Here is a 24,642-nt window from a genome sequence, read left to right as displayed (position 1 = left end):
GATGAGTACGATTGCCGCCGAACGCGCGCCGTCGCGCAAACGCAACCGGCTTCCCGAGCCGAAACACTGGGTCGGCCAGGCCGGGCTGTGGACGTTCACGGCCGCGCTGATCGCCATTCACCAGGGCAAGGTGCTGACGCTCGCGTTTCCGGTGCTGGCCATCGCGGTCGGCATCTGGCTGTATTTCAAGAGTCCGGCGCGCTACGTCGGCTTCATGTGGTGGGTGTGGTTCCTGAGCCCGGAAGTGCGGCGTCTCGCCGACTGGTCGAAGGGCGCGTTCACGCCGACGAGCCTGATCCAGGTCGCGCCGCTCGCGGTGACGATGATCGCCGGCTTCGGGCTGATCCGGCATTACCGCGTGCTCGCGCAGCGGCGCGGGATCCCGATCCTGCTGATGCTGTTCGGGCTCACCTATGCGTACCTCGTCGGGATCGTGTCGAGCGGCGTGATGGCCGCGACCTACGACCTCGCGAACTGGGTGTACCCGGTGCTGATCGGCTTCCACATCATGGTCAATGCGCGCGACTACCCCGAGTACCGTGACGTACTGCTGTCCACGTTCATGTGGGGCATGCTCGTGATGGGCGTCTACGGCGTCGTGCAGTATTTCGTGATGCCGCAGTGGGACGTGCTGTGGATGATCGGTTCCGACATGGGCTCGCAGGGCGAGCCGGTGCCGTACGGCGTGCGCGTGTTCAGCACGATGAACTCGTCGGGGCCGTTCGCGTTCGCGATGATGGGCGCGCTGGTGTTCGTGCTCGCGGCGCCGCAGAAGATCCGCTGGTTCGCCGGGGCGGCCGGCTTCGTGTCGTTCGCGCTGTGTCTCGTGCGCTCGACGTGGGGCGGCTGGGTGATCGCGCTGGCGATCCAGCTCGCGCAGTCGAACAACCGCGTGCGGATGCGGATCCTGATCAGCGGCGTCGTGCTGGTCGGGCTGTGCGTGCCGTTGCTGACCGTCGGGCCGGTGGCCGATCGTCTCGGCCAGCGTCTGCAGTCGATCACGAACCTGAAGGACGACCGCAGCTACGACGACCGCAACAAGTTCTACGCCACCTTCGCGCAGACGGCGTTCACCGACGTCGCCGGCGAAGGGATGGGCGCGACGGGTGCATCCACGAAGCTGTCGAGCGACAGCGGCGAGCTCGGCAAGTACGGCAGCTTCGACAGCGGCGTGATGAACGTGCCGTTCGTGCTCGGCTGGCCCGGCACGCTGCTGTACCTCTCGGGCGTCGTGATGCTGTTCGGCCGCACGCTGCGCGCGGCGTTCAGGCTGCGCAAGGACAAGTTCGTCGGCGCGTGCCTGAGCCTGTGCCTGTCGACCTTCGCGATGCTCGTGTTCACGAACTCGCTGATCGGCACGGGCGGCCTGTTGATGTTCACAGCCATTTTTTCGATTCTTTCCGCGGCGCACTGGCAAAAGGCTCAACGCCTGCTGGCCGCCGCGCGTTTACGGGGAGGCGTCCATTGAGAATCGCGATCGTCACGCACGTCGTGCGACATAACGACGGGCAGGGCCGCGTCAATTACGAAATCGCGCGCGCGGCGCTGGCCGAGCACTACGAGGTCACGCTGGTCGCGTCGTACGTCGCGCCGGAGCTGCTGGCCGACCCGCGCGTGCGCTGGGTGCCCGTGAAGGTCGGCGGCTTCTGGCCGTCGAATCTCGTCAAGCAGCAGGTGTTCGCGCTGAAGAGCGCGGCCTGGCTGCGCGCGCACCGCGGCGAGTACGACGTGCTGCACGTGAACGGCTTCATTTCGTGGATCAAGGCCGACGTGAATACCGCGCACTTCGTGCATGGCGGCTGGTTCAAGAGTCCGTACTATCCGTTCGGGCCGACGAAAGGGCTGTGGTCGGCTTACCAGTATGTCTACACGCGCGTGAACACGACGCTCGAGCGCTGGGCGTACCGGCGTTCGCGCGCGATCACGGCCGTATCGCAGAAGGTGGCCGACGAGATCGCCGGGCTCGGCATCGACAGCCGCAAGATCAGCGTGATCTACAACGGTGTCGACGCCGGCGCGTTCGCGGGCGCCGTGGCCGACCGTGCCGCGTTCAAGCTGCCGGCCGATGCGTTCCTGCTGCTGTTCGTCGGCGACCTGCGCACGCCGCGCAAGAACCTCGGCACCGTGCTGAAGGCGCTGACGAAGCTGCCGGCGAACGTGCATCTGGCGGTGGCCGGCTATCTGCCGGGCAGCCCGTATCCGGAAGAGGCGCGTGCGCTCGGTATCGATTCGCGCGTGCATTTCCTCGGTCTCGTGAAAAACATGCCGACGCTGATGCGCTCGGTCGACGCCTACGTGTTTCCGTCGCGCTACGAAGCGATGAGCCTGTCGCTGCTCGAGGCGATGGCGGCCGGGCTGCCGGTCGTCACCGCGCGTACGGCGGGCGGAGCGGAAATCATCACGCGCGAATGCGGGATCGTGCTGGAGGATCCGGACGATCCGGCCGCACTCGCACAGGCGATCGGCGCGCTCGCGGCCTCGCGCGACACCTGTCGCGCGATGGGCATGGCAGCCCGCGAACTGATGACCCGTTTCGGCTGGGCGCACATGGGTGCCCAGTACGTCGCGCTCTACCGGCGCATCGGCCAACCCACGCAGCCGTCCGCTTTCGAGCGGGTCGAGCATGCGGTCACCCAGGAGCAATCTTGATGTCCCAATCCTCCCGGCCGATCAAATCGTTGCAAATCGGCATGCACTGGTTCCCCGAACGTGCGGGCGGCCTTGACCGGATGTACTACTCGCTCGTCGGCGCGCTGCCGGGCGCGGGCGTCGAGGTGCGCGGGCTCGTTGCCGGCTCGCCGAAGGTCGCCGACGACACGGATGGCGCGATCCAGGGCTTCGGCCCCGCATCGGAATCGCTTGCGCGCCGGATGCTCGCCGCGCGTCGCGCGCTGCGAGAGGAGATCCGCAGCGAGCGGCCGGACGTGATCTCGTCGCACTTCGCGCTGTACACGTTCCCGGGCCTCGACGTCACGCGCGGAATTCCGCAGGTGTCGCACTTCCAGGGGCCGTGGGCCGACGAAAGCCAGGTCGAGGGCGCCGCGTCGCTCGGGCAGCGCGCGAAGCGCTATCTCGAACAGGCCGTCTATACGCGTTCGTCGCGGCTGATCGTGCTGTCGCAGGCCTTCGGCCAGATCCTGACGAACCGCTACGGGATCGAGCCGTCGCGCGTGCGCGTGATTCCCGGCTGCGTCGATACCGCGCAGTTCGATACGCCGCTCACACCGACCGAGGCCCGGCACAAGCTGCAACTGCCGCAGGACCGGCCGATCGTGCTGGCCGTGCGCCGGCTCGTGCGGCGCATGGGGCTTGAGGACCTGATCGATGCGATCGGCCTCCTCAAGCACCGTCACCCGGACCTGCTGCTGCTGATCGCCGGCAAGGGCAAGATCGGCGAGGAACTGCAGCAGCGCATCGATGCGGCCGGGCTGCAGGACAACGTGAAGCTGCTCGGCTTCGTGCCCGACAACCATCTCGCGGCGCTGTACCGCGCGGCGACGGTCAGCGTCGTGCCGACGGTCGCGCTCGAAGGCTTCGGGCTGATCACCGTCGAATCGCTCGCGTCCGGCACGCCCGTGCTGGTCACGCCAGTGGGCGGGCTGCCGGAGGCGGTTGCCGGGCTGTCCGACGATCTCGTGCTGCCGTCCACGGGTGCGGACGCGATCGCGGAAGGGCTCGGTGCCGCGTTGTCGGGCGCGATCAGGCTGCCCGACGAGGCCGCGTGCAAGCGCTATGCACGCGATCATTTCGACAATGCGGTGATCGCGCGGCGCGTTGCCGGCGTGTACGAAGAGGCGATCCAGGCGGCAGGCTGAGCGCCCGCGGCGCGCAACCTGCGCGCCGGACCGGGAGCGGAACCGAGAGCGCAAACCGGCGCGCATGCGTGGCCGGTTCGCGTGCCGGCCGCCACGGAGAGCAGGCCGGTTTTCTCCATTCGATACGCGGCGCCGGCCCGCATCACGCGCGCCTGAGCGTCGCGGCCCAGACCCCGAGCGCCGCGACGCTCACGACCGCGCCGAGCACGCAGACGCCTGCCCATCCGGCGCGCGCATACATCATCGTCGACGCAATCGCGCCGAGCCCGCTGCCGGCCGAATAGAACAGCATGTAGCAGCCGACGAGGCGCGCATGCGTGTCGGGCCGTGCGCCGAGAATCATGCTCTGGTTGACGACGTGGACGGCCTGCCCGCCGACATCGAGCAGCACGATGCCGACGATCAGCCATGCAATCGATGTATCGCCGAACGCGAGCGGCAGCCACGAGCATGCGAGCAGCGCGAGCGCCGCGCCGGTCGTCGCTTCGCCGCGCCCGCGATCCGCGAGCCGGCCCGCGCGGGCGGCGGCTGCCGCGCCCAGCGCGCCGACGAGGCCGAACGCACCGATCTGCGTATGCGACATCGCGTGCGGCGGCGCGCTCAGCGGCAGCACCAGCGCGCTCCAGAAGATGCTGAACGCCGCGAACATCAGCAGCGCGATCACGCCACGCACGCGCAGTACGCGTTCGTCACGCAGCAACGACACCATCGATCGCAGCAGCGCCGCGTAGCCGATGCGCTCGCGCGGTGCGGTCTCGTCCGGCAACAGCCGCGACAGCACGACGAGCATCGCGATCGCCAGCGCACCCGACACCAGATAGACGGCTCGCCAGCCCGCGATATCGGTGACGACGCCCGCCAGCGAGCGCGCGGCCAGTAACCCGACCACGACGCCGCCCTGTGCGGCACCCACCACGCGCCCGCGTTCGCCTGCGCCCGCGAGCGCGGCGGAGCATGCGATCAGCCCCTGCGTCATCGCGGTGCCGAGCAGCCCGACCGCGGCCATGCCCGCCAGCAGCGCGACGCGCGTCGACGATGCGGCCACGCCGATGCACGCCGCCGTCAGCAGCAGAAGCTGCACGGCGATCAGGCGCTTGCGGTTCAGCAGGTCGCCGAGCGGCACGACGAACAGCAGCGCGAGCGCACAGCCGAGTTGCGTCGCGGTGATGACGCCGCCGACGGCCGTCTGGGACACGCCGAAATCCCGCGCGATCGAGTCGAGCAGCGGCTGCGCGTAGTACACGTTCGCGACACTGGCCGCGCAGCACACGGCCAGCACCGCGACGCGCGCCGCGGACAGGCGGCCGCCACCGGCCGGATGTGCAGCATGTGTCGGCACGTCCGCTGCAACGGTGCCGGAATGACAGGAAGACGCCATGGGTTCCCTCGCGCAAAGTAGTTGCAAATTAAAACCAGTGTGGAGTGTAGGAAAAGTAGTTTTAAAATGCAACCTGTTGTGCGGCGGGCGAGACGTCCGTGCACGGATGGCCGGTGTTGCCGCGAAGGCGGCCGGCAAGATTGCGGAGAGGAACATGGCCAGGCAGAAAAGTCTTGCGGATTCGCCGTGCCCGGTGGCGCGGGCGACCGATATCGTCGGCGATCGCTGGGCGTTGCTGATCGTGCGCGATGCATTCGACGGCGTGCGCCGGTTCGGCGATTTCCGCGCGAGCCTCGGCGTCGCGAGCAACATCCTGTCCGACCGGCTGAAGATGCTGGTGGACGCGGGCGTGTTCGACGTCGTGCCGGCGTCGGACGGCAGCGCGTATCAGGAGTACGTGCTCACCAAAAAGGGCGAGGGGCTGTTTCCGGTGATCGTGATGCTGCGGCAGTGGGGCGAGGCGAACCTGTTTGCGCGCGGCGAGCCGCATTCGGTGCTGGTCGACCGCAGTACCGGGCGCGCGATCCGCAAGCTCGCGCTGCGGCATGACGACGGCCGGCCGTTGAAGGCGGGCGAGACGGTTGTGAAGAAGGTCGGCGGCGCATGACCGCGCCCGAGGTTCAATCGGCCGCCGCCACGGCCTGACGCGCGGAAGATGCGCCGCGATGCGCATCGGGCCGCACCAGCGTCGCGAGCAGCGCGGCGGTGACCAGCAGCGCGACCGACACGGCCGTTTCGATCCGCAACCCGTCCACGACCTGCCTCGCGCCGCCACCGCCGGCGAGCGCGCCGAACGCTGCCACGCCCATCGCGCCGCCGGCCTGCCGCGCGGTATTCAGCACGGCCGACGCGATGCCGGCCCGCTCGGGCGCGACGGACGCGAGCACGGCGGTCGTCATGGCCGGCACCGCGAAACCCATGCCCGTCGGAATCAGCAGGAACGGCACGAGCAGGACGGCCAGCGGCGTCGACGCGTCGATGAAATGCAGCGACCCGTAGCCGAGCGCGGCGACGAGCGCGCCCGCCAGCATCGGCGCCCGCGGGCCGTGACGCGCCACGACGCGCCCGCTTGCGAGGTTCGACAGCAGGAAGCCGCCTGTCAGCGGCAGGAACGCAAGGCCCGCCTGCAACGCCGATTCGCCGCGTGCGCGCTGCAGATACAGCGCGAGCACGAACACGGTGCCGTAGTACGTGAGATTCACGCAGATCCCGAACAGCACGGCCGCGCTGAAGGTGCGATGGCGGAACAGCGACAGCGGCAGCATCGGCGTGGCCGTGCGCGTTTCCGCTGCAACGAACGCGAGCGCGGCGAGTGCGGCCAGCGCGAAGCCGCCGGCGACGACCGGATGCGTGAGGCCGAGCGGCCGCCATTCGATCACGGCGCCGGTCAGCGCGGTCAGCATCGCGATCGCGATGAGCTGGCCGCGCAGGTCGAGTGCGCTAACGGATCGGGAAGGCGCGGCCGGCGCCGCCACTGCACGGCGCGCGGGTATCCATGCAAAGGCGGCCGCCAGCCCGGCCGCACACAGCGGCAGGTTCACGAGGAAGATGCCGCGCCAGCCCCATGCCGCGATCAGCAGGCCGCCGACGACCGGCCCGGCCGCGATCGAGATCGAGCCGGCCGCCGTCCACCAGCCGACTGCGCGCGCGCGCAGGTGCGGGTCGTGCCGACATGCGTCGTTGAGCAGCGCAAGCGAATTGGGCAGCATCGCCGCGGCGCCGACCCCCTGCAGCGCGCGCGCCGCGATCAGCATCGCGGGTGCGCTCGCGGCGCCGCACGCGAGCGACGCCAGCGCGAACAGCACGAGGCCGGCGAGGTACAGGCGACGCGCGCCGAAGCGGTCGCCGAGCGCGCCGCCCGACAGCATCAGGACGGCAAACGCGAGCGTGTACGCATCGACGACCCACTGCAGGCCGGCGACCGGCAAGTGCAGGTCGCCGGCGAGATGCGCGAGCGCGATGTTGACGATCGTCACGTCGAGCTGCGTCACGACGAAACCGGTGCTGACGGTCGCGACGATGCGGGCGAGCGCGGACGGGAAGGCGGGGGTGGGGGCGGTCGTATCCATGCGTCAATCGTAGGATGCGACCGGCAGGTGATGTTTCAGCGGGACGTGAAGCGTCGAAACGCTCGATGCTAAATAGCGGGGCGACGAGCGGGGTCGAAGCAGAAGCAGAAGCAGAAGCGCCAAAGATCGCGGCCGGTCTGGCGCGAACGCGCTTTACCGAACCGTGCCGCGACGTGCGTTGATGCGTGCCCGCCGCGAAACCGCAGCTGCGTTCAATGCCGCTCGCCGCGCCAGCGTCCCGGCGCCATGCCGAAGCGCTTCGTGAACGCATGCGTGAACGTGCTTTGATCCGCGAAGCCGACCATCCCGGCGATATCGACGAGCGGATACCGGCCGTCCGCGAGCAGGATCACGGCCGCGTCGAGCCTGAGCCGCTGCAGGTAGCGATGCGGCGTTTCGCCGAACGCGTCGACGAACAGTTGATGAAAGCGGCGCATCCCGTAGCCGCAGTGCGCGGCAAGATCGGCGATGCGCAGCGGCTCCGCGAGCCGTGCGCGCAGCCAGCGGTCGATGCGCGCGAAATCGAGGCCCGACGCGGGCGCGGCGATGCCGCGTTCGTCGAGCAGCGCGCCGCACAGCCGCGCGGCGGCCTGCCACTGGAAACGGTGCGCGGCCGCGTGCTGCGCGTCACCGGCGCTCGCGTCGAGTCGCGCGGCGGCTGCCGCGATCTGCGCGACCAGCGACGTCAGCGCCGGATCGATCGTCACGGCGCGCGCGCTGTCGAACAGCCGCTGCGGCACCGCAAGCGATGCGGCGGGAAGATTGAGCACGAGCTGGCGGTTCTCGCCCAGGCCCGCGTAATCGTGGCGCGCGCCGGCCGGAACCAGCCACGCGCCGTGCCGGTCGAGACGCTGGCTGACGCCGTCCACCGCCATCACCATCGCGCCATCGATGCCGAGCACGATCTGGTGAAAGTCGTGCACGTCCGACGCTTCGAGCGTGTCGTAGCGTTGCAGTGCGACGGTGGGGGACGGAAGGTGTGCCATGAGGCGGGGCTTCAGCCGGCGGCTCGAGTGCCGGGTCAGAGGGCGAGCAGTTCGACTTCGAACACGAGCGTGGCGTTCGGCGGAATCACGCCGCCTGCGCCGCGCGGGCCGTAGCCGAGTTGCGGCGGGATCGTCAGGCGACGCACGCCGCCGACCTTCATGCCCTGCACGCCTTCGTCCCAGCCCTTGATGACCATGCCGCCGCCGAGCACGAACGCGAACGGGTCGTTGCGATCCTTGCTCGAATCGAATTTCTGACCGTCGGTCAGCCAGCCCGTGTAGTGGACGCTGACGGTCTGGCCGGCTTGCGCTACGTCGCCGGTGCCTTCGGTCAGGTCTTCGTATTTGAGGCCCGATTCGGTCGTGATGACAGACATGACTTCTCCTGAAAAAGGATGGGTAAAAGCGCTATTGTAGGCGAGCGCGCAGCGGGCCGGCGCTCGTGGCCTTCGGCCGGCCGCACGCGTGTCGCGGGCGGCGCCGGGTCACCGCGGCCGCGATCGCCCGACACGCAAATGGAACGCGCGTTTGAATTTTTCGCGCACCCGGCGACCGCGGTTGCACCGCACGAGTGCGACGCGTGTATGAATCGGTGCTACCGGGGCGCCCGGTGACGCGCCGCGTGGCGCTGCCGATTTCCGCAAAGCACCCGCCACACAAGGCTTTCGGGCCATCGACGCAACACGGCGCGGAGCAGCGCATAGCCGTCGCGCGCCGCCGCGCGCGTTCGAATCCCACCTGGTCCGGACACTGTTCGATCGCCGTTTTTTTCGCCTTTTCGACCGTGCCCTGTTTGGAAGCGCGCATCTACCGCGCGGCTTGCGTGCACCGCCGCGGGCGGCCTATCTTTACAGCTGTCAATGTCAAGATTTTGGCGGTGCGCGACGCGCCGCCCGGGCCCGCGCCGGCTACGTCGAGTGACGCGCCGGGCCGCTCCGGAACCAGGAGAACGATGAACATGAAGTCAGCCGCTTCCGCCACCGCGGCCGGGATCATGCCGGTGCGCCGCGACCTGCGCTTCGACCTGCCGGTCGAACGCGCGAAGGACTGGCATGGCCTCGGGTCGCACGTGACCCATTTCTTCAACGCGCTGTCGCTGCTGTTCCCGGCCGGCGAACGCTTCTTCATGGATTCGGTGCGCAACTACCGCGACCGGATCGACGATCCCGTGCTGAAGCAGCAGGTGCTCGGCTTCATCGGCCAGGAGGCGATGCACACGCGCGAGCACATCGAGTACAACGAGCTGATGCAGGCGAACCACCTGCCCGCGCGCAAACTCGACAAGCGCGTGTGGACGGTGCTCGGCTACATGAAGCGCAAGCTCCCGCATTCGGTGCAACTCGCACACACGGTCGCGGCGGAGCACTACACGGCGATGCTCGCCGACTGGCTGCTGCGCGACCCGACGCGCCTCGACGGCTCGGTCGAGGGTTACCGCCAGATGTGGATCTGGCACGCGCTCGAGGAAACCGAGCACAAGGCCGTGTCGTTCGACGTATGGAATGCGGCGATGGAACCGGGGCTGCGCCGTTACCTGATCCGTATCGGCGTGTATCTGCTGACGACGCTGACGTTCTGGCCGACCGTATTCCTGATGCACGCGACGCTGCTGTGGCGCGATCGCGGCGCCGGCCATCACGTGCGCGGCATGCTGCGGATGATCGCGTTCCTTTACGGGCCGCGCCGTGGGTTGTTCCCGCGCATCGCCGGCGAATGGCTGAGCTTCTTCCGGCCGGGCTTCCATCCGTGGGATCACGACAATCACCATCATCTGGCGCGAGTCGACGCGCTCGCCGCCACCTACGGCGAACACGGCGGCACGCCGGCCGGCCGTGGCCGCGCGAACGCGCCGGCGCCGCTCGCATCGGGCCGCTGAGGTCGCCGCTGCGCCAGCATGCGCGGCGTCGGGCCGCGCATGTTGCGTTCGTGCATCAGCCGGCTTCCTCTGACGATTGACCCAAATCAACTCGAACCGGTCGCGCGGCTGCCTTGCCGGCCCGTCGACCCGTTGCGCACGCATGCGCGGGCAAGCGGATCCTGGGTGCGCCGCATCGCCCGAGCGCGCCGTGCGCCAGCACCGGCGCGGCTTTGCGCGCCGCGCAGCCGCCCGATCAGGGTTCCCCCCACGTACGCCACAGGGATAACACCCATCTAGCGGCGCGCCGGCCGCATCGATATACCGTTCATGACAATGTCCACCTCACGCGCGATTCATGCACGAGGGGATTTTATTCGGACGGAAATGCGGCCAATATGTCGGTTCTATCGAGGTCCGTCGCGTGCGACGGCGAGCCGGCGCGATACCAACGCCAAGCGGGGAACAACGATGGTTGCTAGGTCACCTGACGCAAACGGGCAAGCGGTGTCCGAGATGACGCATGTGTCCGTCACCGCGCCCGAAGACGGACGCAAGCTGTTCGTGATCATGCGTTCGCCCGATGAGCCGTTGCTTGAGCAACTGCGCGGGCTCGGCTGGGAAATCTCCGTTGCGAAGACGGCCGGCGCCGCGCAGAACATGACGTCCGGCGTGAGCGTCGCCGCCGGTCTGGTCGATTTCACCGGGTTCACGTCGCGCGACTATCCCGCGCTGAAGGCGTGCCTGAGCCAGCCGTCGATCGGCTGGATTTCCATCGCGCAGGCCGGCATCACGATCAGTCCCGCGGTGCGCGAACTGATCCGCAGCTATTGCTTCGATTATGTGACGCTTCCGTTGCCGTACGAATGGATTTCGCACGTGCTCGGCCATGCGCGCGGGATGGCCGCGCTCGATCGCGTCGACGGCGCGGCCTATGCGGCGTCGATCGGCGAACACGGGATGATCGGCAACTGCGAGGCGATGCAGCAGCTGTTCAGCACGATCCGCAAGGTCGCGAAGACCGACGCGAGCGTGTTCATCTCGGGCGAGTCGGGCACCGGCAAGGAGCTGACGGCGCTCGCGATTCACGAGCGTTCTGGCCGCGGCAAGGGGCCGTTCGTCGCGATCAATTGCGGCGCGATTCCGCATCACCTGCTGCAATCGGAACTGTTCGGCTACGAGCGCGGTGCGTTCACCGGCGCGAACCAGCGGCGCGCGGGCCGGATCGAATCGGCGAACGGCGGCACGCTGTTTCTCGACGAAATCGGCGACATGCCGGTCGAAAGCCAGGCGAGCCTGCTGCGTTTCCTGCAGGAAGGAAAGATCGAGCGGCTCGGCGGGCAGGAGTCGATTCCGGTCGACGTGCGGATCATCTCGGCCACCCACGTCGATCTCGACAGCGCGGTCGAGGGCGGGCGTTTCCGCGCGGACCTTTATCACCGCCTGTGCGTGCTGCGCATCCACGAGCCGCCGCTGCGCGCGCGCGGCAAGGACATCGACATCCTCGCGCACTACGTGCTGCAGAAATTCAAGTCCGACAGCGGCCGCAAGATCAGCGGCTTCACGTCGGCCGCGCTGGATGCGATGCGCCGCTACGAATGGCCGGGCAATGTGCGCGAGCTGATCAACCGCGTGCGGCGCGCGATCGTGATGGCCGAGAGCCGGCTGCTGACGCCGCACGATCTCGGGCTCGACACGCCGGGAGAAACCGAACCGGTGACGCTCGAACAGGCGCGGGCGCTCGCCGAGCGCACCGCGATCGAGAATGCGCTGCTGCGCAACGATCACCGCATCAACAAGGCCGCGGCCGAACTCGGCATTTCACGCGTGACGCTCTACCGGATGATGATCGAGCACGGGTTGAACGATCACGACAACAACGGCGACAACGGCGGTCACGACGGCACGCCGTCCGGCGACGCGGGGCATCAGCGGGTCGGCTGAGCGATACACGCGTGACGCGTGAACCGGTTCAGCGATAGGTCCAGAGCCGATGCAGCACGAACGTGACGGGCGGCACGCACAGCACGACCGCGACGACGCTCCACGCGCGGGCGAGGCCGAGCGTGTCGGTGCCGTGCGCCAGCAGCATCGTCACGACGAGGCCAGCCATCGCGACGGCGAGAAAGCGCATGAAGTTGCCCCACGTCACGGGCGACGAAAAGCTCCACAGCGTGTTGGCGAGATACGAGAACGCGGTCGAGCACGCGAACGCGACCGCGTTCGCGCTCACCGGCGTCGCGTCGAACAGCGCGAACATCGCGGCCGCGATCAGCGCATGCAGTGCGGTCGAACCGACGCCCGACACCCCGAAGCGAATCAGCCTGGCGCGTTCGGCGGTATAGAGGGTGCGGATCATGGGGGGGCGGTCGTTCGAGCGGCGTGGTGGCATGGGGAGCGGTGTCACGGGGCATGGGCCGGCAACAGGTGCCGACGCAAACGTGGCGCGCGCCGGTTTCGCAGTATAGCCACGCGATCGGCCGTCCCGGCGCCGGCCAATGGATGGCGCGGACAACCGGTGGCGCGCGCAGCCGACGGCATGTAAAGCGCATGAAACATTTCGCCTCGGCAGCAACGCCGATTTGCGCGACAAATCGGGGTGAACGGCCGGCTCCTGATCGGTAAAAATGCCGCGCTGCATTGTTCAGCCTTATCCGGCAAGGCCGGGCCGCCGCGCGGCCGATGCGCGCCGCGCGCCGCGTGTTTCAGTTTCGCAACTTCCCGCCTGCCGCACCCGTTCCGGCCGCCACGCTGCCCGGTCAACCCCTTGTCCGGACGGGCTCGCGCGAAGCTGGCCCGCTCCTTGCGACAGTGGGCGTGCGAAAGCCGACGATGCACGGTCCGTCCGGTTCGGCAGCGAACCCTGTCAGTACCGGCCAGGATACAGTCCGCGGGGATGCGGCGGCGGAGCGCGGCACGACGGCCGCGTTCCGGCGAGCACGGAGCGTCGTCGATGATCGTCGGGGCACCGGCCTCGTCCGGTTGCCGGAACAACCATCAGACTGATACGGGGAAGAAAAATGATCGATCGCCACACGCCGCGGCCGGCAGGCCGCGATCGCAGTGAGTCGGAGCATCGCCGGTCGAACGTGGGTCTCGCAGCCGGCCGGCATGCATCGACAGGCCATCTCTCCGCGCCCGGTGCGAGGCGGATCCGGCTGGTTGCCGGTCATCCGCGCCGGGTCGGTACTTTCCTGCACGCGAACCCGATACGCAAGGGCATGTGCGCACGGGCGCCGGTACCTCGACGCCCGGTCTTCGCATACTGACTGAAGCCGCACGATATCCGTTCGCGCCGCGCATCGTCGTCGCGAACGATCAATCTGCAATCCGAATGAAATACGAAGCGTCGTGCCGCGCGTATGACGGATGATGCATTCGATGTGATGGCACACGGCATCATGCCGTTGCCGCCAGGTCGTGAGGGGAGGGGCGGTCGGACGCGCGCGACGGGAGTGGCGCCCGTACGCGCGCGACGCCGTTTCAGCCGCCGTAGATGTCGAAGTCGAAGTACTTCGATGCGAGCCGCTTGTAGGTGCCGTCCTTGACCATGTCGAGGATGGCGCCATCGATCTTCGCCTTCAGGTCGGCGTCCTCCTTGCGCAGCCCGATGCCGGCGCCGATGCCGAGCACCTTCTCGTCGACGAACTCGGGGCCGACGAACGTGTAGTTCGCGCCGCGCGACGATTTCAGGAACCCGATGGCCGCCTGCACTTCATCCTGCAGCGCCGCGTCGAGGCGGCCCGAGGTCAGGTCCGCGTACACGCCGTCCTGGTTCTGGTACGAGACGACGTTCGCACCTTGCTTGCCCCAGTACGTCTTCGCGTACGTTTCCTGCGTCGTGCCCTGCTCGACGCCGATCGACTTGCCCTTCAGCGATTCGGCTGTCGGCAGCAGCGGCGAGCCCTTTTTCACGACGAGCCGCGTCGGCTGGTTGTAGATCTTCGTCGTGAAGCCGATTTGCTGCGCGCGCTGCGGCGTGATCGACATCGACGACAGCACCGCGTCGAATTTTTTCGCCTTCAGCGCCGGAATCATCCCGTCAAAGTCGTTCTCGAGCCACACGCACTTCGCCTTCAGGCGCGCGCAGATCTCGTTGCCGAGGTCGATGTCGAAGCCGACCAGCTTGCCGTCGGGTGCCTTCGACTCGAACGGCGCGTAGCTGGCGTCGGTGCCGAAGCGAATCGTGGTCCAGTCCTTCGCGACGGCGGGGCCTGCGGATACCGCGAGCAGGGCGATCGAAACAGCGGCAATCAGTCTCTTCATGGTGCGTTCCTTGGCGGGTGCTTCCGGTTTCCGTGCGACACGGTTTCACGGACACGAACCGCGTCTGCGCGCGGGGTCCGCACGGCCATTAACGCAGAAAATAAAATAAGAGTCCAGAATGGACAAAAAATATCGTTTCTTCGGACATGCGGGCCGGTCGTCGGGTCTCGACCCTTGCAAAAATGCGAAAATGGACTAATCTTGTTAGTAAATTCGTTTCGAGACTAACGATCATGTCACAGCCCGCTTATGAATCGCACTCCGCCCCACCGCGGGCCTCGATCGCGCAGATGTCGGCGGCCGGGCTGCGTGCGTTTTTCAACATCGCACGCGACTGGGGACTGACGATCGACGAGCAGATCGTGCTGCTCGGGTCGCCAGGCCGTTCGACGTTCTTCAAGTGGAAGTCCACGCCGGAATCGGCGCGGCTGCCGCGCGATACGCTCGAGCGCCTGTCGCTGCTGCTTGGCATCTACAAGGCGCTGCAGATCCTGCTGCCGCAGCCGGCCGCGGCCGATGCGTGGGTCAAGCGGCCGAACGACGCGGCGCCGTTCGGCGGCAAGCGCGCACTCGACCGGATGCTCGCCGGCAACGTCGGCGATCTGGTCGCCGTCCGGCAATATCTCGACGCGATGCGAGGCGGCTGGGCGTGACCATGCCGATCCGAGCACAACAATGGCCCACGACGGCGGTCGACTGGGCGCCAGCCTATCGCGTGATTCCCACCCGTTTTCCGGCGATCAACCTGTTCGACCGTGTGGCCTCGGCGGACGATTTCGACGCGCTTTACGCGCTCGAATCGCTGACCAACGACCGCATCCGCAATGAAGTCGGCACGCTCGATCTCGTGCCGCCGGCCGAGCGCCGCTACGGGCCCGGCTGGGGGCCGATCATGGCCGCGTTCACGCACCTCAATCCGCAGGGCAGCCGCTTTTCCGACGGCAGCTATGGCGTGTTCTACTGCGCGCGTTCTCGCGATACGGCGATCGCCGAAACGCGGTATCACAGCGCGCTGTTCCTGGACGCGACGAAGGAGCCGCCGATGCGTCAGCAGATGCGGCTCTATACGGTGATCGCGCAAGGCGACGTGGCCGACCTACGCATGTGGCCGGAACGCGATCCGGCGTTGCTGCATCCGCTCGATTACAGCGCCGGGCAGGCGCTCGGTCGCGCGGTGCGCAATGCCGGCGGCGCGGGGATCGTCTATCCGTCGGTGCGCGACCCGCGCGGCGAGTGCCTGGCGGCGTTCCGCACCGCGCTGCTGCGCGACTGCCATCACGCGGCGTACCTTGAATACAACTGGAACGGCTCGGTCGTCGATGCGGTGTTCGAACTGAACCAGGTCGGCTAGGGCACCCTTGCTGGCGTCAAGGCGTCAAGGCGTCAAGGCGTCAAGGCGTCAAGGCGTCAAGGCGTCAAGGCAGCGGCCAGTCGCCCGCGTGGCGTTCGCGCGCTTCGGCCTGTGTCATCGACCAGGTGCGCCCGGTGCGCGGCTCGGCGAGCGTGAGCCGCCCGGCCGGCGCGAACGCGCCCGTGTCGATGAACCACTGCGCGCCGATCCGCTGCGGCGCGCGCACGGGCGTGTGCCCCGTGCAGGTCAGCGACAGCCCGGCCTGCCGCGCCGGATCGGCGAGCCCCTGGACGAGATCGCGGCCCCAGATCAGCCGCTCGCGCACGTCGTGCGCATAGCTGCCCGTGTCGAGATCGGCGTCCGAGCCGAAGAATTCCGCATGCAGTACGTTGAAGCGCCCGGGACCGTCGCCGATCACGCGCACCAGCGGCAGCGCGTCGACGCGCGCCGCATGCGCGTGCAGCCGTTCCGGCGGCAGGTCGGCGCCCCAGTCGCCGCCGATCCCGCGCCACGCGTCGGGCGACAGCTTGCCGCGCGCCACGAGGCTCAGCACTTCCTCGTGATTGCCGCGCACGACGTGGCACCACGGGCGGTCGAGCAGGTCGAGCGTGGTTTCGGAGGCGGGGCCGCGGTCGACCAGGTCGCCGACCGAGAACAGGCGGTCGCGGGCCGGATCGAAGCGGATGTCGTGCAGCAGCGCGCGCAGCACATCCACGCAGCCGTGCAGGTCGCCGACGACGAAGTCGCGGCCGGCCGTGTTCGCCGGATGGTGGCAGAGGGGGGCGGTGGCAGTCATCCCATCATCTTAGGCGCTCGCGCCCATCGCCACGTCACGCTGGAATGGCGATAATCGGGGCGCGTTACCCGCCGGTGCGGCGCAGCGGGCCGCACCGAGCGCCGCCCGAATCCTTTCCATCCGCTTTCGGAATTTCACGATGACGTTTTATCCGCAGGTTTTACGCAACCGGCCGCGCATGGTCGCGGCGTTCGTCGCAGGCTTGCTTTGCGCGGTGCTGCTGCCGATTCCGCTGCGTCCGACCGTGCGCGCGCTGATCGGCTGGGATTGCGCGATCTGGTTGTATCTCGCGCTGATGTGGGTGCGCATGGTTACCGCGCACCATCACAAGGTGCGCGAAATCGCGATTCGCGAGGATGAAAACGCGACGACGGTGCTGACCGTCGTCTGCCTCGCGACGGTCGCGAGCGTGGCCGCGATCGCGATCGAGCTGGCGACGGCCAAGGGCGTCGGGTTTCGCGCGGGGCTCGGCCATTACGCGGTAACGGGCGCGACGCTGTTCGGCGCATGGTTCCTGATCCCGACGATCTTCACGCTGCACTATGCGCGGCTCTACTACGGCTCGCCGAGCAGCGACCGCGCGCTCTGCTTCCCGGACCAGCACCCGGAACCCGATTATTGGGACTTCCTGTATTTCGCGTTCACGATCGCGGTCGCGTCGCAGACGGCCGATGTGTCGATGACGAACCGCTCCGCGCGGCGCTCGGTGCTCGCGCAGTCGATCCTGTCGTTCTACTTCAACATGGCCGTGCTCGGGCTGTCGATCAACGTCGCGGCGGGCCTGCTGAGCTGACGCAGGCCAAGGGCTACTTGAGCAGGTCGTACGGGCCGCCGCGCTCCAGCGCCCGCTGGTACGCGGGCCGCGCGTGGATCGCGTCGAGGAAGCGCGCGATCGCGGGATACCGGCTGCCGCCCCCGCGCGCGGTCGCGGCTTCGAGCGGAAAGCTCATCTGGATGTCGGCTGCGCTGAAACTGTCGCCGACGAACCAGCCGGTGCGGCTCAACGTGTCGTCGATATAGCCGAGATGCAGCGCGATCTGCGGATCGACGAAGCTCGATTGCAGCGTGTCGGCGATCTTGCGCGCGATCGGCCGTGCGAAGAACGGCATCGGCGCGTGCGCGATCCGCAGCGCGACGAGCTTGAGCAGCAGCGGCGGCATCGCCGACCCCTCCGCGTAGTGCAGCCAGTACGTGTAGTCGTGCCGCTCGGGCGCGCCGGGCGGCGGCGCCAGGCGGCCGTTGCCGTAGCGTTCGACCAGGTATTCGATGATCGCGCCCGATTCGGCGTACGTGCGGCCGTCGTCGGTGACGACCGGTGACTTGCCGAGCGGATGGATCGCGCGCAACTCGGGCGGCGCGAGCATCGTCTTCGGATCACGTGCGTAGCGCACGATCTCGTACGGCACATCCAGTTCTTCGAGCAGCCAGAGCACACGCTGCGAGCGCGAGTTGTTCAGGTGATGGACGGTGAGCATGTCGACGCTGGAAGTGGGGGCGGGAACGACATCATACCCAGTGCGCGCGGCGCGTACGCGAAGCGCATCGTGCGCGATGACGAGCCGCGTCCAGCCGCCCGCCCCGCCCCATCATGCGCGCCGCACCGCGATCCACGCACCCCAGAACAGGCTCGCGAAAAAGCGCAGCGGCGCGTCGAAGCCCGCATCGCGCAGCATGCCGAACACCGCTTCCTCGGACGCGGGCGGATCGGCGCCCTGCAGGATTTTCGCGAGTTGCGCGCGCACCGCGTCGGGCGTTGCGCCTTTCATGCGCCAGCGCTGCTGCCACGCATCGAGCAGGCGAGGGTGGTCCGCGTAGCGGCGATGGTTGCCGGCGAGCACGAGCGGCGCACCGGGTTTCAGGCGCCGCGCGATCGCTTGCAGCAGCGCCGCCTTCGCTTCGTCGCCGGGGACGTGATGCAGCACGCCGATCAGCGTCGCGCCGTCGAACGCGGGCGTATCGGGCAACGCATCGACACCGTCTTCGACGAACGCCGTGCGCGCGCCGAAGCCCGCGGTCTCGACGTTCGAGCGCGCGAGCGCGAGCATCGGCACGGACGGGTCGACGGCCGTGAACTGCCAGCCCGGCTCGAGCGCGGCCGCCACGCAGATTTCCTGCCCCGTGCCGCCCGCGCCCGCGACGAGGATCCGCGCCTCGGGCGCTGCGATTGCCGATGCGAGCATGCACGCGGTGAGTTCGTGGCAGGCATCGTAGCCGGCAAGCGCGATGCGGGATTGCTCGGCGTATTCGTGTGCGCGTGCCGGATTGAATTTGGCGGCGCTGGCGGGAAGCGACATGGCGGGTTCCTCGGGTCGGGCGCGGACGACGTGTCCGCGAGCATGACGCTGAGCGTAAGCGGGCGCGGCCGGTGCAACAAGGCGAGCAGTCATTCCGGTATGCCGGCTACCTGACTCGCCGGGACCGGTCGGATTGCGGGTTTTCCCGGGGTCGATTCGTATTTAAAAATGTCCGGGAGCGATGCATCGCGGTGGCGAAACCGGCGCATACTCGTTTCTCTCCCCCCGCCTGGCCGTCGCATGCCGGGCCCCGATGTGCCGCGCCCCGCTGGCGCGGCCATGCCGCTCGGTACGCATGAGGAGCGCATGATGTCCGATTGTCCGCACGATCCGTATGCGCAGCACTACATTCACTGCTTGCCGTTCGGCGCACAGCCCTGTGGCGCGCTCTGCGCGACGCCGCGCACGCATTTTCGCTTGTGGGCGCCGGGCAGCACGCAGGTCCAGCTCGAACTCGATACCGGCTTCGGCCCGTTGCTCGTCCCGATGACGGCTGCCGGCCCGAACTGGTTCGAAGTCTTTGCCGATTGTGGCGCGGGTGCGCTTTACCGCTATCGCCTCGACGATGCGGTATCGATTCCCGATCCCGCGTCGCGCTCGCAACCCGAAGGGCTCAACGGCCCGAGCGAGGTCGTCGATCCGCGCGCGTTCACGTGGCGCAATACGTTCTGGCGCGGGCGCGCATGGGAAGACATCGCGCTCTATGCGATTCGTCCGCATGCGGTGGGCGGTTTCGACGGCGTGCGCCGGCGCCTGCCGCAACTCGCGCGCCTCGGCGTGACCGCGCTGGAGCTGCTCGCGTCGCCGCACGACAGCCTGCCGTTCGCGCCGCTCGCGGCCGAAGGCGGCCCCAACGCGCTGAAGGCGTTGATCGACGCGGCCCACGGCTATGGTCTCGCGGTGCTGCTGGAGCTCGACTACGCGCGCTTCGGCAGCGGCACCGAGGCGCTGCGTCACTACGCGGCACCGTTCTTCCATACGCGCGACGATCCGCTGCAGGCGCCGCCGCTTGCGCTCGATCATCCGGAGGTCTGCGATTTCTTCTGCGACAACGCGCTGTACTGGATCGACGAGTACCGTTGCGACGGGCTGCGCCTGCGCGAAGCCGACCGGATCGGCGTGTCGTGGCTGTGCGAGATCGCGGACCGCGTGCGCGCGGCCGTGCCGGCCGACCGGCTGATCCATCTCGTGCTCGGCAGCGAGCGGCATCCGGCGCATCTTGCCGATACCCATTTCGATGCGCAGTGGAACGGGTGCGGTGAACGCGCGTTGCACCGGTTGACGGGGCGCGACGCGTCGCCCCACGAAGGTATTTCCACGCACCAGTCGATTCACACGCTCGCCCGTGCGCTGACCGCGGCCGGGGCCGCATTCCAGCCGGCCGGGTCGGGAGAAGGCATGACTGCCGACAGCGGGCTGTCGTTGACGTCGCTGGTGCTGTCCGATGGCGCGTGGCGCGACAGCGGGCAGGGCGACCACGGGCAGGAGGCCGGTCTGGCCGCACTTGCGCTGTCGCTGCTCACGCCGCAGATCCCGTTGATCTTCGACGAAACCGCGCGCGATGCCGACCGCGCGCATTTCGTGCAGTCGGCGCTTGCGGTGCGCGCGAAGCTGATCTCGCCGCGGCTGTCCGATTGTCGGCCGCAGGATGCGCATGCGCTGAAGTCGGACGGCGACGGCGAAGCCGACGCGCTGCTTGCATCGTGGCGGCTCGCCGATGACGAGACGCTGACGATCGCGTTGAACCTGTCGCCCGACGCGGTGCCGTTCGACGCACCGAGCGGGCGAGTCGTGTTCGAGACGCCGGCGCGTGCGCGCGACCGGGTCGATGAAGGGGTGTTGCCGCCGTACTCGCTCGTCGCGTGGCTGACGGGTGACGTCAACCGGTATGCGCTCACGCACGATGCGCGTCGCATCGATGACGGCACGTGGCGCGGAATGCGTCCGAGCCTGAACGCATGACGACCTGAGCGGGCAAGTGTCTGAAAGACCGGGCGCATCCGCGCCCGGTTGCGCCGCAGGAAATCCCCGAACTACCAGAACCCGCGAATGCCCGCGATGCCGTATGCGCCGTGGCGGCGTGCCTCGTCGAGGTGCGTGCGCGTCATGCCGCCGAGCGCGAACACGGGCATCGTGGCCTCGGCGGCCAGCGCGCCGAAATGCGTCCAGCCGAGCGTCGGCGCACCGGGATGGCTGAGCGTCGGCAACACGGGCGACAGCGTGATGAAATCCGCGCCGGCGCGCGCGGCCAGCAGCAGGTCATCGCGCGTGTGACAGGCAGCGGACACCCTGCGTCCGGCCGGCAATGGCCGCTGCGTGGCAGCGCGTAAGGCCGCCCCGTCGAGATGCCAGCCGGCGCTGGCGAGCCGCATCACGCTGGCCGCATCGATCGGGCCGTTCAGCATCAGGTCCGCGCCGGCCGCGTCGCAGCGCGCGAGCGCTTCGGCGGCGAGCCGCGCAAACGCGGCGGCATCGAGCGATTTCACCCGCAGTTGCACGAGTGTCTCGCCGCGCGCGAGCACGTCCGACAGCCGGTCGAGAAACGCCGCGCGATCGGCCGCCGACGCGGACGCCGGTTCCGGCGTGATCACGCAGCAGCGCGGCAGCGTGGCGTTCATCGCGTGCGGCGAAGCGCGGCCGTCATTCGTCGGCCTCTTTCGCGATCTTCGGGTAGACGCGCACGAGCACGATGCGTGGCCCGTTCATCTTCTTCACGACGACGTCGAAGCGGTCGAACGACACGCGCTGCCCTTCGGTCGGCAGGTCGCCGAGCGCCTGGATCACGAGGCCGCCGACCGATTCCGCGCGGCCTTCGTCGATGTCGATGCCGAGCGCCTGTTCGAGCGATACGACGGGCAGGCTGCCCTTGCCCATCAGCGTGCCGTCGTCGAGGCGGCTCCAGTCGGCGTCGCCCTGGCGGAACTCGTCGTGGATCTGTCCGACCAGTGCGCCGAGCAGGTTGTCGAGCGTCAGGAAGCCGATCGGTTTCTCGCCCTTGTTGCCGACCAGCGCGAAGTGCGGCGCGCCCTTGCGGAAGCGGCGGAACAGGTCGAGTGCCGGCGTGTCCGGCTTCACGTACTGCACCGGACGTACGTAGTCCGACAGGTCTTCCAGCGCCGCGCCCGCGTGACGCGCGAGCAGCAGGTCCTTCAGGTGGATCAGCCCGCTCACCTGCTCGCGCGACGCATCCTCGAACAGCGGATAGCGGCTGAAGCGGTGGCGCGCGACGATCTCCATGTTGTCGGGTAGCGGCAGGTCGCGGCGCAGGCCGATCATTTCATGGGCGGGCCGCATCAGGTCCGACACTGTCATCGACGAAAAATCGAGCGAATGCGCGAGCGTGTTCCACTCGTCGTTGCTGTACGTGCCGCGCGCCGGCTGGGCCGGATTGCCGGCCGTGCTGCGGCGGCTGCGCAGGATCAGCTTCAGCTCGTCGGTCGAGTAGTGCGCGTCGCCGCCATGGTCGGCGGACAGCCCCGCGAGCCGCAGCACCGCGTTGGCGCTGTTGTTGAGCACCCAGATCGCCGGATACATCGCCCAGTAGAACGCATAGAGCGGCAGCGCGACCCACAGGCCGACCTTCTCCGACTGGCGGATCGCCATCGATTTCGGCGCCAGCTCGCCGACGACGATATGCAGGAACGAGATCAGCGAGAACGCGAACACCAGCGAGATCAGGTGCACGACGCGTTCGGACTGCACGCCGATCAGGTCGAGCAGCGGGCCGAGCAGCTGCGCGAACGCCGGTTCGCCGACCCAGCCGAGGCCGAGCGACGCAAGCGTGATGCCGAGCTGGCACGCGGAAAGATACGCGTCGAGCCGGCCATGCACGATCCCGAGGATGCGGCCGCGCAGGCCGTGCTTGCGGGCCAGTGTCTTGACGCGCGTGGCGCGCAGTTTGACGAGGCCGAATTCGGCCGCGACGAAGAACCCGTTCAGGGCCACCAGGAACAACGCGCCGATGAGCGCGAAGATCTGTAACAAAGAAACACTCCGGTTATGACAGGCCCATCAGTATAGGGCCGGAAAGGAATCTGTAATGTGTCGGGCGGCCGATTGCTTACACCGGCGCCTCACCGGGGACGGAGAACGTGAGGGTGGCCGTGGCGCCGTCGGCGAACGCGTCGTGCGAGAACGTGCCGCCGTGTGCGAGCGCGACGCGCTGGCAAAGCGCGAGCGTCCAGGCGATCCGTTTGGCGTCGCGCTGGCGCAGCATCTCGCGTCGTGCGAACGGTTCGAACGCATGCGGCTGAGCGGGATCGGCGAGCGCGCCGGCGTTGACGGTGCACGTGGCGCACGCGGTGAACTGCACGCCGTCGCGGGTGCACGTGAACGTCACGCGGCTGCCGGCGGCGCTGGCTTCGACCGCGGTCGTCAGCATTGTCCAGAGCGCTTGTGCGATGCGTTCGCGGTCGGCGATCAATGACGGTTCGCCGTCCGGCAGCGTCGCATCGAGCGCGACCTGTCGCGCGTCGGCGAGCGCGAAACGGACGAGCGCGACCGTGTCGTCGAGCAGCGCGCGCAGCGCGAACGGCTGCGGCTTGAGGGCGAGCGTGCGCGTGTCGGCACGCGGCGCGTCGAGCACGTCGTCGATCAGCGCGACCTGCTGGTCGATGCCCGTGCAGATGCCCGCAAGCGCACGCTGCAGGTTCGGATCGGCGTTGGCGAGCTGGCGCTCGAGCACGTACGCCCAGCTGTGCATGGCGTTCAGCGGGCTGCGCAGGTCATGCGACGCGGTGGAGAGCGCCTGGTCGCGCAGGAACAGCGCCGCCTGGGTGGCGTAATGCGCTGCGCGTTCGCGCAGCAGGTCGGCGGCGGGATCGACGGAAGTGGACGTCACGGAGCTGGCCTGTCGGAAGCGGTTGGCGTGGAAGTCACGCGAACTGCCATTATAGGGACGGTGCGTGTCACGCCGGCAGCGCGTCCTCGTCCTTTTTCCGGGCGTCGCCGTTCGGCAGTAACTGGCACGCGAGCAGGCCGGCCAGCATCAGCGCGCAGCCGACGAGCGCGCGCAGCGTCAGCGTTTCGCCGAGCGCGGCCCAGCCGGCGACCGCCGCGAATACGCCTTCCATGCTGAAGATCACGGCCGCGTGCGCGGGCGCCGCGTCGCGTTGCGCGACGACCTGCAGCGTATAGCCGACGCCGACCGACAGCAGGCCGCCATACAGCAGCGTCGGCAGCGCGCTGCGCAGCATCGCGCCGCTGACCGGCTCGATGACGAGGCCGACCGCGAAGCACGCCGCGCCGCACACGACGAACTGCATGAACGCGAGTACGAGCGGATCGTGGCGCTTCGCGAAACGGCCGACGGCCATCACGTGCGCGGCGATGATCACGGCGCCCGCGAGCTGGAACCAGTCGCCGTACAGCACCGAGAACTGCTCGTTGATGCTGAGGAAATACAGGCCGATCGCCGCGAGCAGCGCGCCGAACCACGTGCCCGGGCCGATCCGGTGACGTGCGAACACCCCCATCAGCGGCACGATCACGACGTACAGCGAGCTGATGAAGCCTGCATTGGCGATGCGCGTGTACTGCAGACCGATCTGCTGCAGCGAAATCGATACCGCCAGCAGCCCGCCGAGCGCGAGGCCCGGCAGCAGCCGCTTCGGTTCACGGCGGATCGCCGCGAGTTGCGTGCGCGACGCCGTGTTCAGCATCAGCAGCGGCACCAGCACCAGCGCGCCGAGCAGGAAACGCAGCCCCGTGAACAGGAACGGCCCGATAACGTCGAGGCTCAGGCGTTGGGCGACGAAAGCCGAACCCCAGATCGCGGCGGCGGCGAGCATCAGCAGGTTGGCACGGAGGTGCTTGCGGGCTTCGGGCGTCATC

At 68.5% G+C, this 24,642-nt stretch carries 23 protein-coding genes; 10 read left to right on the top strand and 13 right to left on the bottom strand.

Features of this window, described 5'->3' with window-relative positions; translation table 11 throughout:
* The first annotated feature begins 1 nt into the window (after position 1).
* The 3 genes from ACPTTC_RS28880 to ACPTTC_RS28870 are packed head-to-tail and all read left to right on the top strand — an operon-like array spanning position 2 to position 3,815.
* On the top strand, positions 2–1,468 hold the full coding sequence (locus ACPTTC_RS28880) for an O-antigen ligase family protein (protein WP_423394916.1): 1,467 nt from the start codon (positions 2–4) through the stop codon (positions 1,466–1,468).
* Positions 1,465–2,649 (top strand): glycosyltransferase family 4 protein, encoded by a 1,185-nt coding sequence (locus ACPTTC_RS28875; RefSeq protein ID WP_423394915.1) that lies wholly within the window; start codon positions 1,465–1,467, stop codon positions 2,647–2,649. Before ACPTTC_RS28880 ends, ACPTTC_RS28875 begins: the two co-directional genes overlap by 4 nt.
* Complete coding sequence (locus tag ACPTTC_RS28870; protein WP_423394914.1) at positions 2,649–3,815, top strand: glycosyltransferase family 4 protein; 1,167 nt, start codon at positions 2,649–2,651, stop codon at positions 3,813–3,815. Before ACPTTC_RS28875 ends, ACPTTC_RS28870 begins: the two co-directional genes overlap by 1 nt.
* A 142-nt stretch (positions 3,816–3,957) precedes the next feature.
* On the opposite strand, the gene ACPTTC_RS28865 is transcribed toward ACPTTC_RS28870, so the two are convergent.
* Positions 3,958–5,193 carry an MFS transporter gene (locus ACPTTC_RS28865; protein ID WP_423394913.1) on the bottom strand — a complete coding sequence of 412 codons (1,236 nt, stop codon included), beginning with the start codon at positions 5,191–5,193 and terminating at the stop codon, positions 3,958–3,960.
* Between the two features lie 154 nt (positions 5,194–5,347).
* On the opposite strand from ACPTTC_RS28865, the gene ACPTTC_RS28860 reads away from it, so the two are divergent.
* Positions 5,348–5,800: a winged helix-turn-helix transcriptional regulator gene (locus ACPTTC_RS28860; RefSeq protein ID WP_423394912.1), complete on the top strand. Its 453-nt coding sequence runs from the start codon at positions 5,348–5,350 to the stop codon at positions 5,798–5,800.
* Positions 5,801–5,813: 13 nt separating this feature from the next.
* Here the strand turns inward: ACPTTC_RS28860 and ACPTTC_RS28855 are convergent, their stop codons facing one another.
* The 3 genes from ACPTTC_RS28855 to ACPTTC_RS28845 all read right to left on the bottom strand — a co-directional run bounded on the left by ACPTTC_RS28855 (position 5,814) and on the right by ACPTTC_RS28845 (position 8,625).
* A complete protein-coding gene (locus tag ACPTTC_RS28855; RefSeq protein WP_423394911.1) occupies positions 5,814–7,262 on the bottom strand; it encodes an MFS transporter in 1,449 nt (482 codons plus the stop codon).
* Between the two features lie 212 nt (positions 7,263–7,474).
* A complete protein-coding gene (locus tag ACPTTC_RS28850) occupies positions 7,475–8,248 on the bottom strand; it encodes an AraC family transcriptional regulator (protein ID WP_423394910.1) in 774 nt (257 codons plus the stop codon).
* A 35-nt stretch (positions 8,249–8,283) separates the two neighbouring features.
* Entirely contained in the window at positions 8,284–8,625 is a 342-nt protein-coding gene (locus ACPTTC_RS28845) for an FKBP-type peptidyl-prolyl cis-trans isomerase (protein ID WP_043177872.1), read from the bottom strand.
* 581 nt (positions 8,626–9,206) lie between these two features.
* Here ACPTTC_RS28845 and ACPTTC_RS28840 point away from each other — a divergent pair.
* Positions 9,207–10,124 (top strand): metal-dependent hydrolase, encoded by a 918-nt coding sequence (locus tag ACPTTC_RS28840; protein ID WP_423394909.1) that lies wholly within the window; start codon positions 9,207–9,209, stop codon positions 10,122–10,124.
* A gap of 450 nt (positions 10,125–10,574) precedes the next feature.
* On the top strand, positions 10,575–12,047 hold the full coding sequence (locus ACPTTC_RS28835; RefSeq protein ID WP_423395734.1) for a sigma 54-interacting transcriptional regulator: 1,473 nt from the start codon (positions 10,575–10,577) through the stop codon (positions 12,045–12,047).
* A 28-nt stretch (positions 12,048–12,075) separates the two neighbouring features.
* On the opposite strand, the gene ACPTTC_RS28830 is transcribed toward ACPTTC_RS28835, so the two are convergent.
* On the bottom strand, positions 12,076–12,462 hold the full coding sequence (locus ACPTTC_RS28830) for a GtrA family protein (RefSeq protein ID WP_226195093.1): 387 nt from the start codon (positions 12,460–12,462) through the stop codon (positions 12,076–12,078).
* Between the two features lie 1,124 nt (positions 12,463–13,586).
* Positions 13,587–14,369, bottom strand: a complete 783-nt coding sequence (locus ACPTTC_RS28825) for an ABC transporter substrate-binding protein (RefSeq protein ID WP_423394908.1) — start codon at positions 14,367–14,369, stop codon at positions 13,587–13,589.
* Positions 14,370–14,602: 233 nt separating this feature from the next.
* On the opposite strand from ACPTTC_RS28825, the gene ACPTTC_RS28820 reads away from it, so the two are divergent.
* Positions 14,603–15,022, top strand: a complete 420-nt coding sequence (locus ACPTTC_RS28820; RefSeq protein WP_175954952.1) for an MbcA/ParS/Xre antitoxin family protein — start codon at positions 14,603–14,605, stop codon at positions 15,020–15,022.
* A 2-nt stretch (positions 15,023–15,024) separates the two neighbouring features.
* Positions 15,025–15,720: an RES family NAD+ phosphorylase gene (locus ACPTTC_RS28815; protein WP_423394907.1), complete on the top strand. Its 696-nt coding sequence runs from the start codon at positions 15,025–15,027 to the stop codon at positions 15,718–15,720.
* Positions 15,721–15,784: 64 nt separating this feature from the next.
* On the opposite strand, the gene ACPTTC_RS28810 is transcribed toward ACPTTC_RS28815, so the two are convergent.
* Positions 15,785–16,516, bottom strand: coding sequence for a metallophosphoesterase (locus ACPTTC_RS28810; RefSeq protein WP_423394906.1), 732 nt, complete (start codon positions 16,514–16,516; stop codon positions 15,785–15,787).
* Positions 16,517–16,655: 139 nt separating this feature from the next.
* Between ACPTTC_RS28810 and ACPTTC_RS28805 the strand changes: the two genes are divergently transcribed.
* Positions 16,656–17,309, top strand: a complete 654-nt coding sequence (locus ACPTTC_RS28805) for a DUF1345 domain-containing protein (RefSeq protein ID WP_175954958.1) — start codon at positions 16,656–16,658, stop codon at positions 17,307–17,309.
* Positions 17,310–17,322: 13 nt separating this feature from the next.
* Here ACPTTC_RS28805 and ACPTTC_RS28800 read toward each other — a convergent pair whose 3' ends face one another.
* Positions 17,323–17,991: a glutathione S-transferase gene (locus ACPTTC_RS28800; protein ID WP_423394905.1), complete on the bottom strand. Its 669-nt coding sequence runs from the start codon at positions 17,989–17,991 to the stop codon at positions 17,323–17,325.
* 111 nt (positions 17,992–18,102) lie between these two features.
* Positions 18,103–18,810 carry a class I SAM-dependent methyltransferase gene (locus tag ACPTTC_RS28795; protein ID WP_423394904.1) on the bottom strand — a complete coding sequence of 236 codons (708 nt, stop codon included), beginning with the start codon at positions 18,808–18,810 and terminating at the stop codon, positions 18,103–18,105.
* Positions 18,811–19,119: 309 nt separating this feature from the next.
* On the opposite strand from ACPTTC_RS28795, the gene ACPTTC_RS28790 reads away from it, so the two are divergent.
* A complete protein-coding gene (locus tag ACPTTC_RS28790; RefSeq protein WP_423395733.1) occupies positions 19,120–20,772 on the top strand; it encodes a DUF3459 domain-containing protein in 1,653 nt (550 codons plus the stop codon).
* Positions 20,773–20,843: 71 nt separating this feature from the next.
* On the opposite strand, the gene ACPTTC_RS28785 is transcribed toward ACPTTC_RS28790, so the two are convergent.
* The 4 genes from ACPTTC_RS28785 to ACPTTC_RS28770 form a co-directional block, all read right to left on the bottom strand.
* A complete protein-coding gene (locus tag ACPTTC_RS28785) occupies positions 20,844–21,428 on the bottom strand; it encodes a thiamine phosphate synthase (protein ID WP_423394903.1) in 585 nt (194 codons plus the stop codon).
* A 22-nt stretch (positions 21,429–21,450) separates the two neighbouring features.
* Complete coding sequence (locus ACPTTC_RS28780) at positions 21,451–22,794, bottom strand: hemolysin family protein (RefSeq protein WP_175954966.1); 1,344 nt, start codon at positions 22,792–22,794, stop codon at positions 21,451–21,453.
* Between the two features lie 76 nt (positions 22,795–22,870).
* Entirely contained in the window at positions 22,871–23,650 is a 780-nt protein-coding gene (locus tag ACPTTC_RS28775) for a sensor histidine kinase (RefSeq protein WP_423394902.1), read from the bottom strand.
* Between the two features lie 67 nt (positions 23,651–23,717).
* Entirely contained in the window at positions 23,718–24,641 is a 924-nt protein-coding gene (locus tag ACPTTC_RS28770) for a DMT family transporter (protein WP_423394901.1), read from the bottom strand.
* Position 24,642 lies beyond the last annotated feature (1 nt).

The sequence above is a fragment of the Burkholderia mycopellens genome (assembly GCF_964265025.1).
Classification (GTDB): domain Bacteria; phylum Pseudomonadota; class Gammaproteobacteria; order Burkholderiales; family Burkholderiaceae; genus Burkholderia.
Note: the sequence above shows the minus strand (reverse complement) of the source record. Positions and strands in the feature narration are given on the sequence as shown.

What these genes read in the sequence shown, in the direction of transcription:
- ACPTTC_RS28880 (WP_423394916.1), top strand. Translation starts at nt 2, where the DNA reads ATGAGTACGATTGCCGCCGAACGCGCGCCGTCGCGCAAACGCAACCGG.
- ACPTTC_RS28870 (WP_423394914.1), top strand. Translation starts at nt 2,649, where the DNA reads ATGTCCCAATCCTCCCGGCCGATCAAATCGTTGCAAATCGGCATGCAC.
- ACPTTC_RS28865 (WP_423394913.1), bottom strand. Translation starts at nt 5,193, where the DNA reads ATGGCGTCTTCCTGTCATTCCGGCACCGTTGCAGCGGACGTGCCGACA.
- ACPTTC_RS28860 (WP_423394912.1), top strand. Translation starts at nt 5,348, where the DNA reads ATGGCCAGGCAGAAAAGTCTTGCGGATTCGCCGTGCCCGGTGGCGCGG.
- ACPTTC_RS28855 (WP_423394911.1), bottom strand. Translation starts at nt 7,262, where the DNA reads ATGGATACGACCGCCCCCACCCCCGCCTTCCCGTCCGCGCTCGCCCGC.
- ACPTTC_RS28850 (WP_423394910.1), bottom strand. Translation starts at nt 8,248, where the DNA reads ATGGCACACCTTCCGTCCCCCACCGTCGCACTGCAACGCTACGACACG.
- ACPTTC_RS28845 (WP_043177872.1), bottom strand. Translation starts at nt 8,625, where the DNA reads ATGTCTGTCATCACGACCGAATCGGGCCTCAAATACGAAGACCTGACC.
- ACPTTC_RS28840 (WP_423394909.1), top strand. Translation starts at nt 9,207, where the DNA reads ATGAAGTCAGCCGCTTCCGCCACCGCGGCCGGGATCATGCCGGTGCGC.
- ACPTTC_RS28835 (WP_423395734.1), top strand. Translation starts at nt 10,575, where the DNA reads ATGGTTGCTAGGTCACCTGACGCAAACGGGCAAGCGGTGTCCGAGATG.
- ACPTTC_RS28830 (WP_226195093.1), bottom strand. Translation starts at nt 12,462, where the DNA reads ATGATCCGCACCCTCTATACCGCCGAACGCGCCAGGCTGATTCGCTTC.
- ACPTTC_RS28825 (WP_423394908.1), bottom strand. Translation starts at nt 14,369, where the DNA reads ATGAAGAGACTGATTGCCGCTGTTTCGATCGCCCTGCTCGCGGTATCC.
- ACPTTC_RS28820 (WP_175954952.1), top strand. Translation starts at nt 14,603, where the DNA reads ATGTCACAGCCCGCTTATGAATCGCACTCCGCCCCACCGCGGGCCTCG.
- ACPTTC_RS28815 (WP_423394907.1), top strand. Translation starts at nt 15,025, where the DNA reads ATGCCGATCCGAGCACAACAATGGCCCACGACGGCGGTCGACTGGGCG.
- ACPTTC_RS28810 (WP_423394906.1), bottom strand. Translation starts at nt 16,516, where the DNA reads ATGACTGCCACCGCCCCCCTCTGCCACCATCCGGCGAACACGGCCGGC.
- ACPTTC_RS28805 (WP_175954958.1), top strand. Translation starts at nt 16,656, where the DNA reads ATGACGTTTTATCCGCAGGTTTTACGCAACCGGCCGCGCATGGTCGCG.
- ACPTTC_RS28800 (WP_423394905.1), bottom strand. Translation starts at nt 17,991, where the DNA reads ATGCTCACCGTCCATCACCTGAACAACTCGCGCTCGCAGCGTGTGCTC.
- ACPTTC_RS28795 (WP_423394904.1), bottom strand. Translation starts at nt 18,810, where the DNA reads ATGTCGCTTCCCGCCAGCGCCGCCAAATTCAATCCGGCACGCGCACAC.
- ACPTTC_RS28790 (WP_423395733.1), top strand. Translation starts at nt 19,120, where the DNA reads ATGTCCGATTGTCCGCACGATCCGTATGCGCAGCACTACATTCACTGC.
- ACPTTC_RS28785 (WP_423394903.1), bottom strand. Translation starts at nt 21,428, where the DNA reads ATGAACGCCACGCTGCCGCGCTGCTGCGTGATCACGCCGGAACCGGCG.
- ACPTTC_RS28770 (WP_423394901.1), bottom strand. Translation starts at nt 24,641, where the DNA reads ATGACGCCCGAAGCCCGCAAGCACCTCCGTGCCAACCTGCTGATGCTC.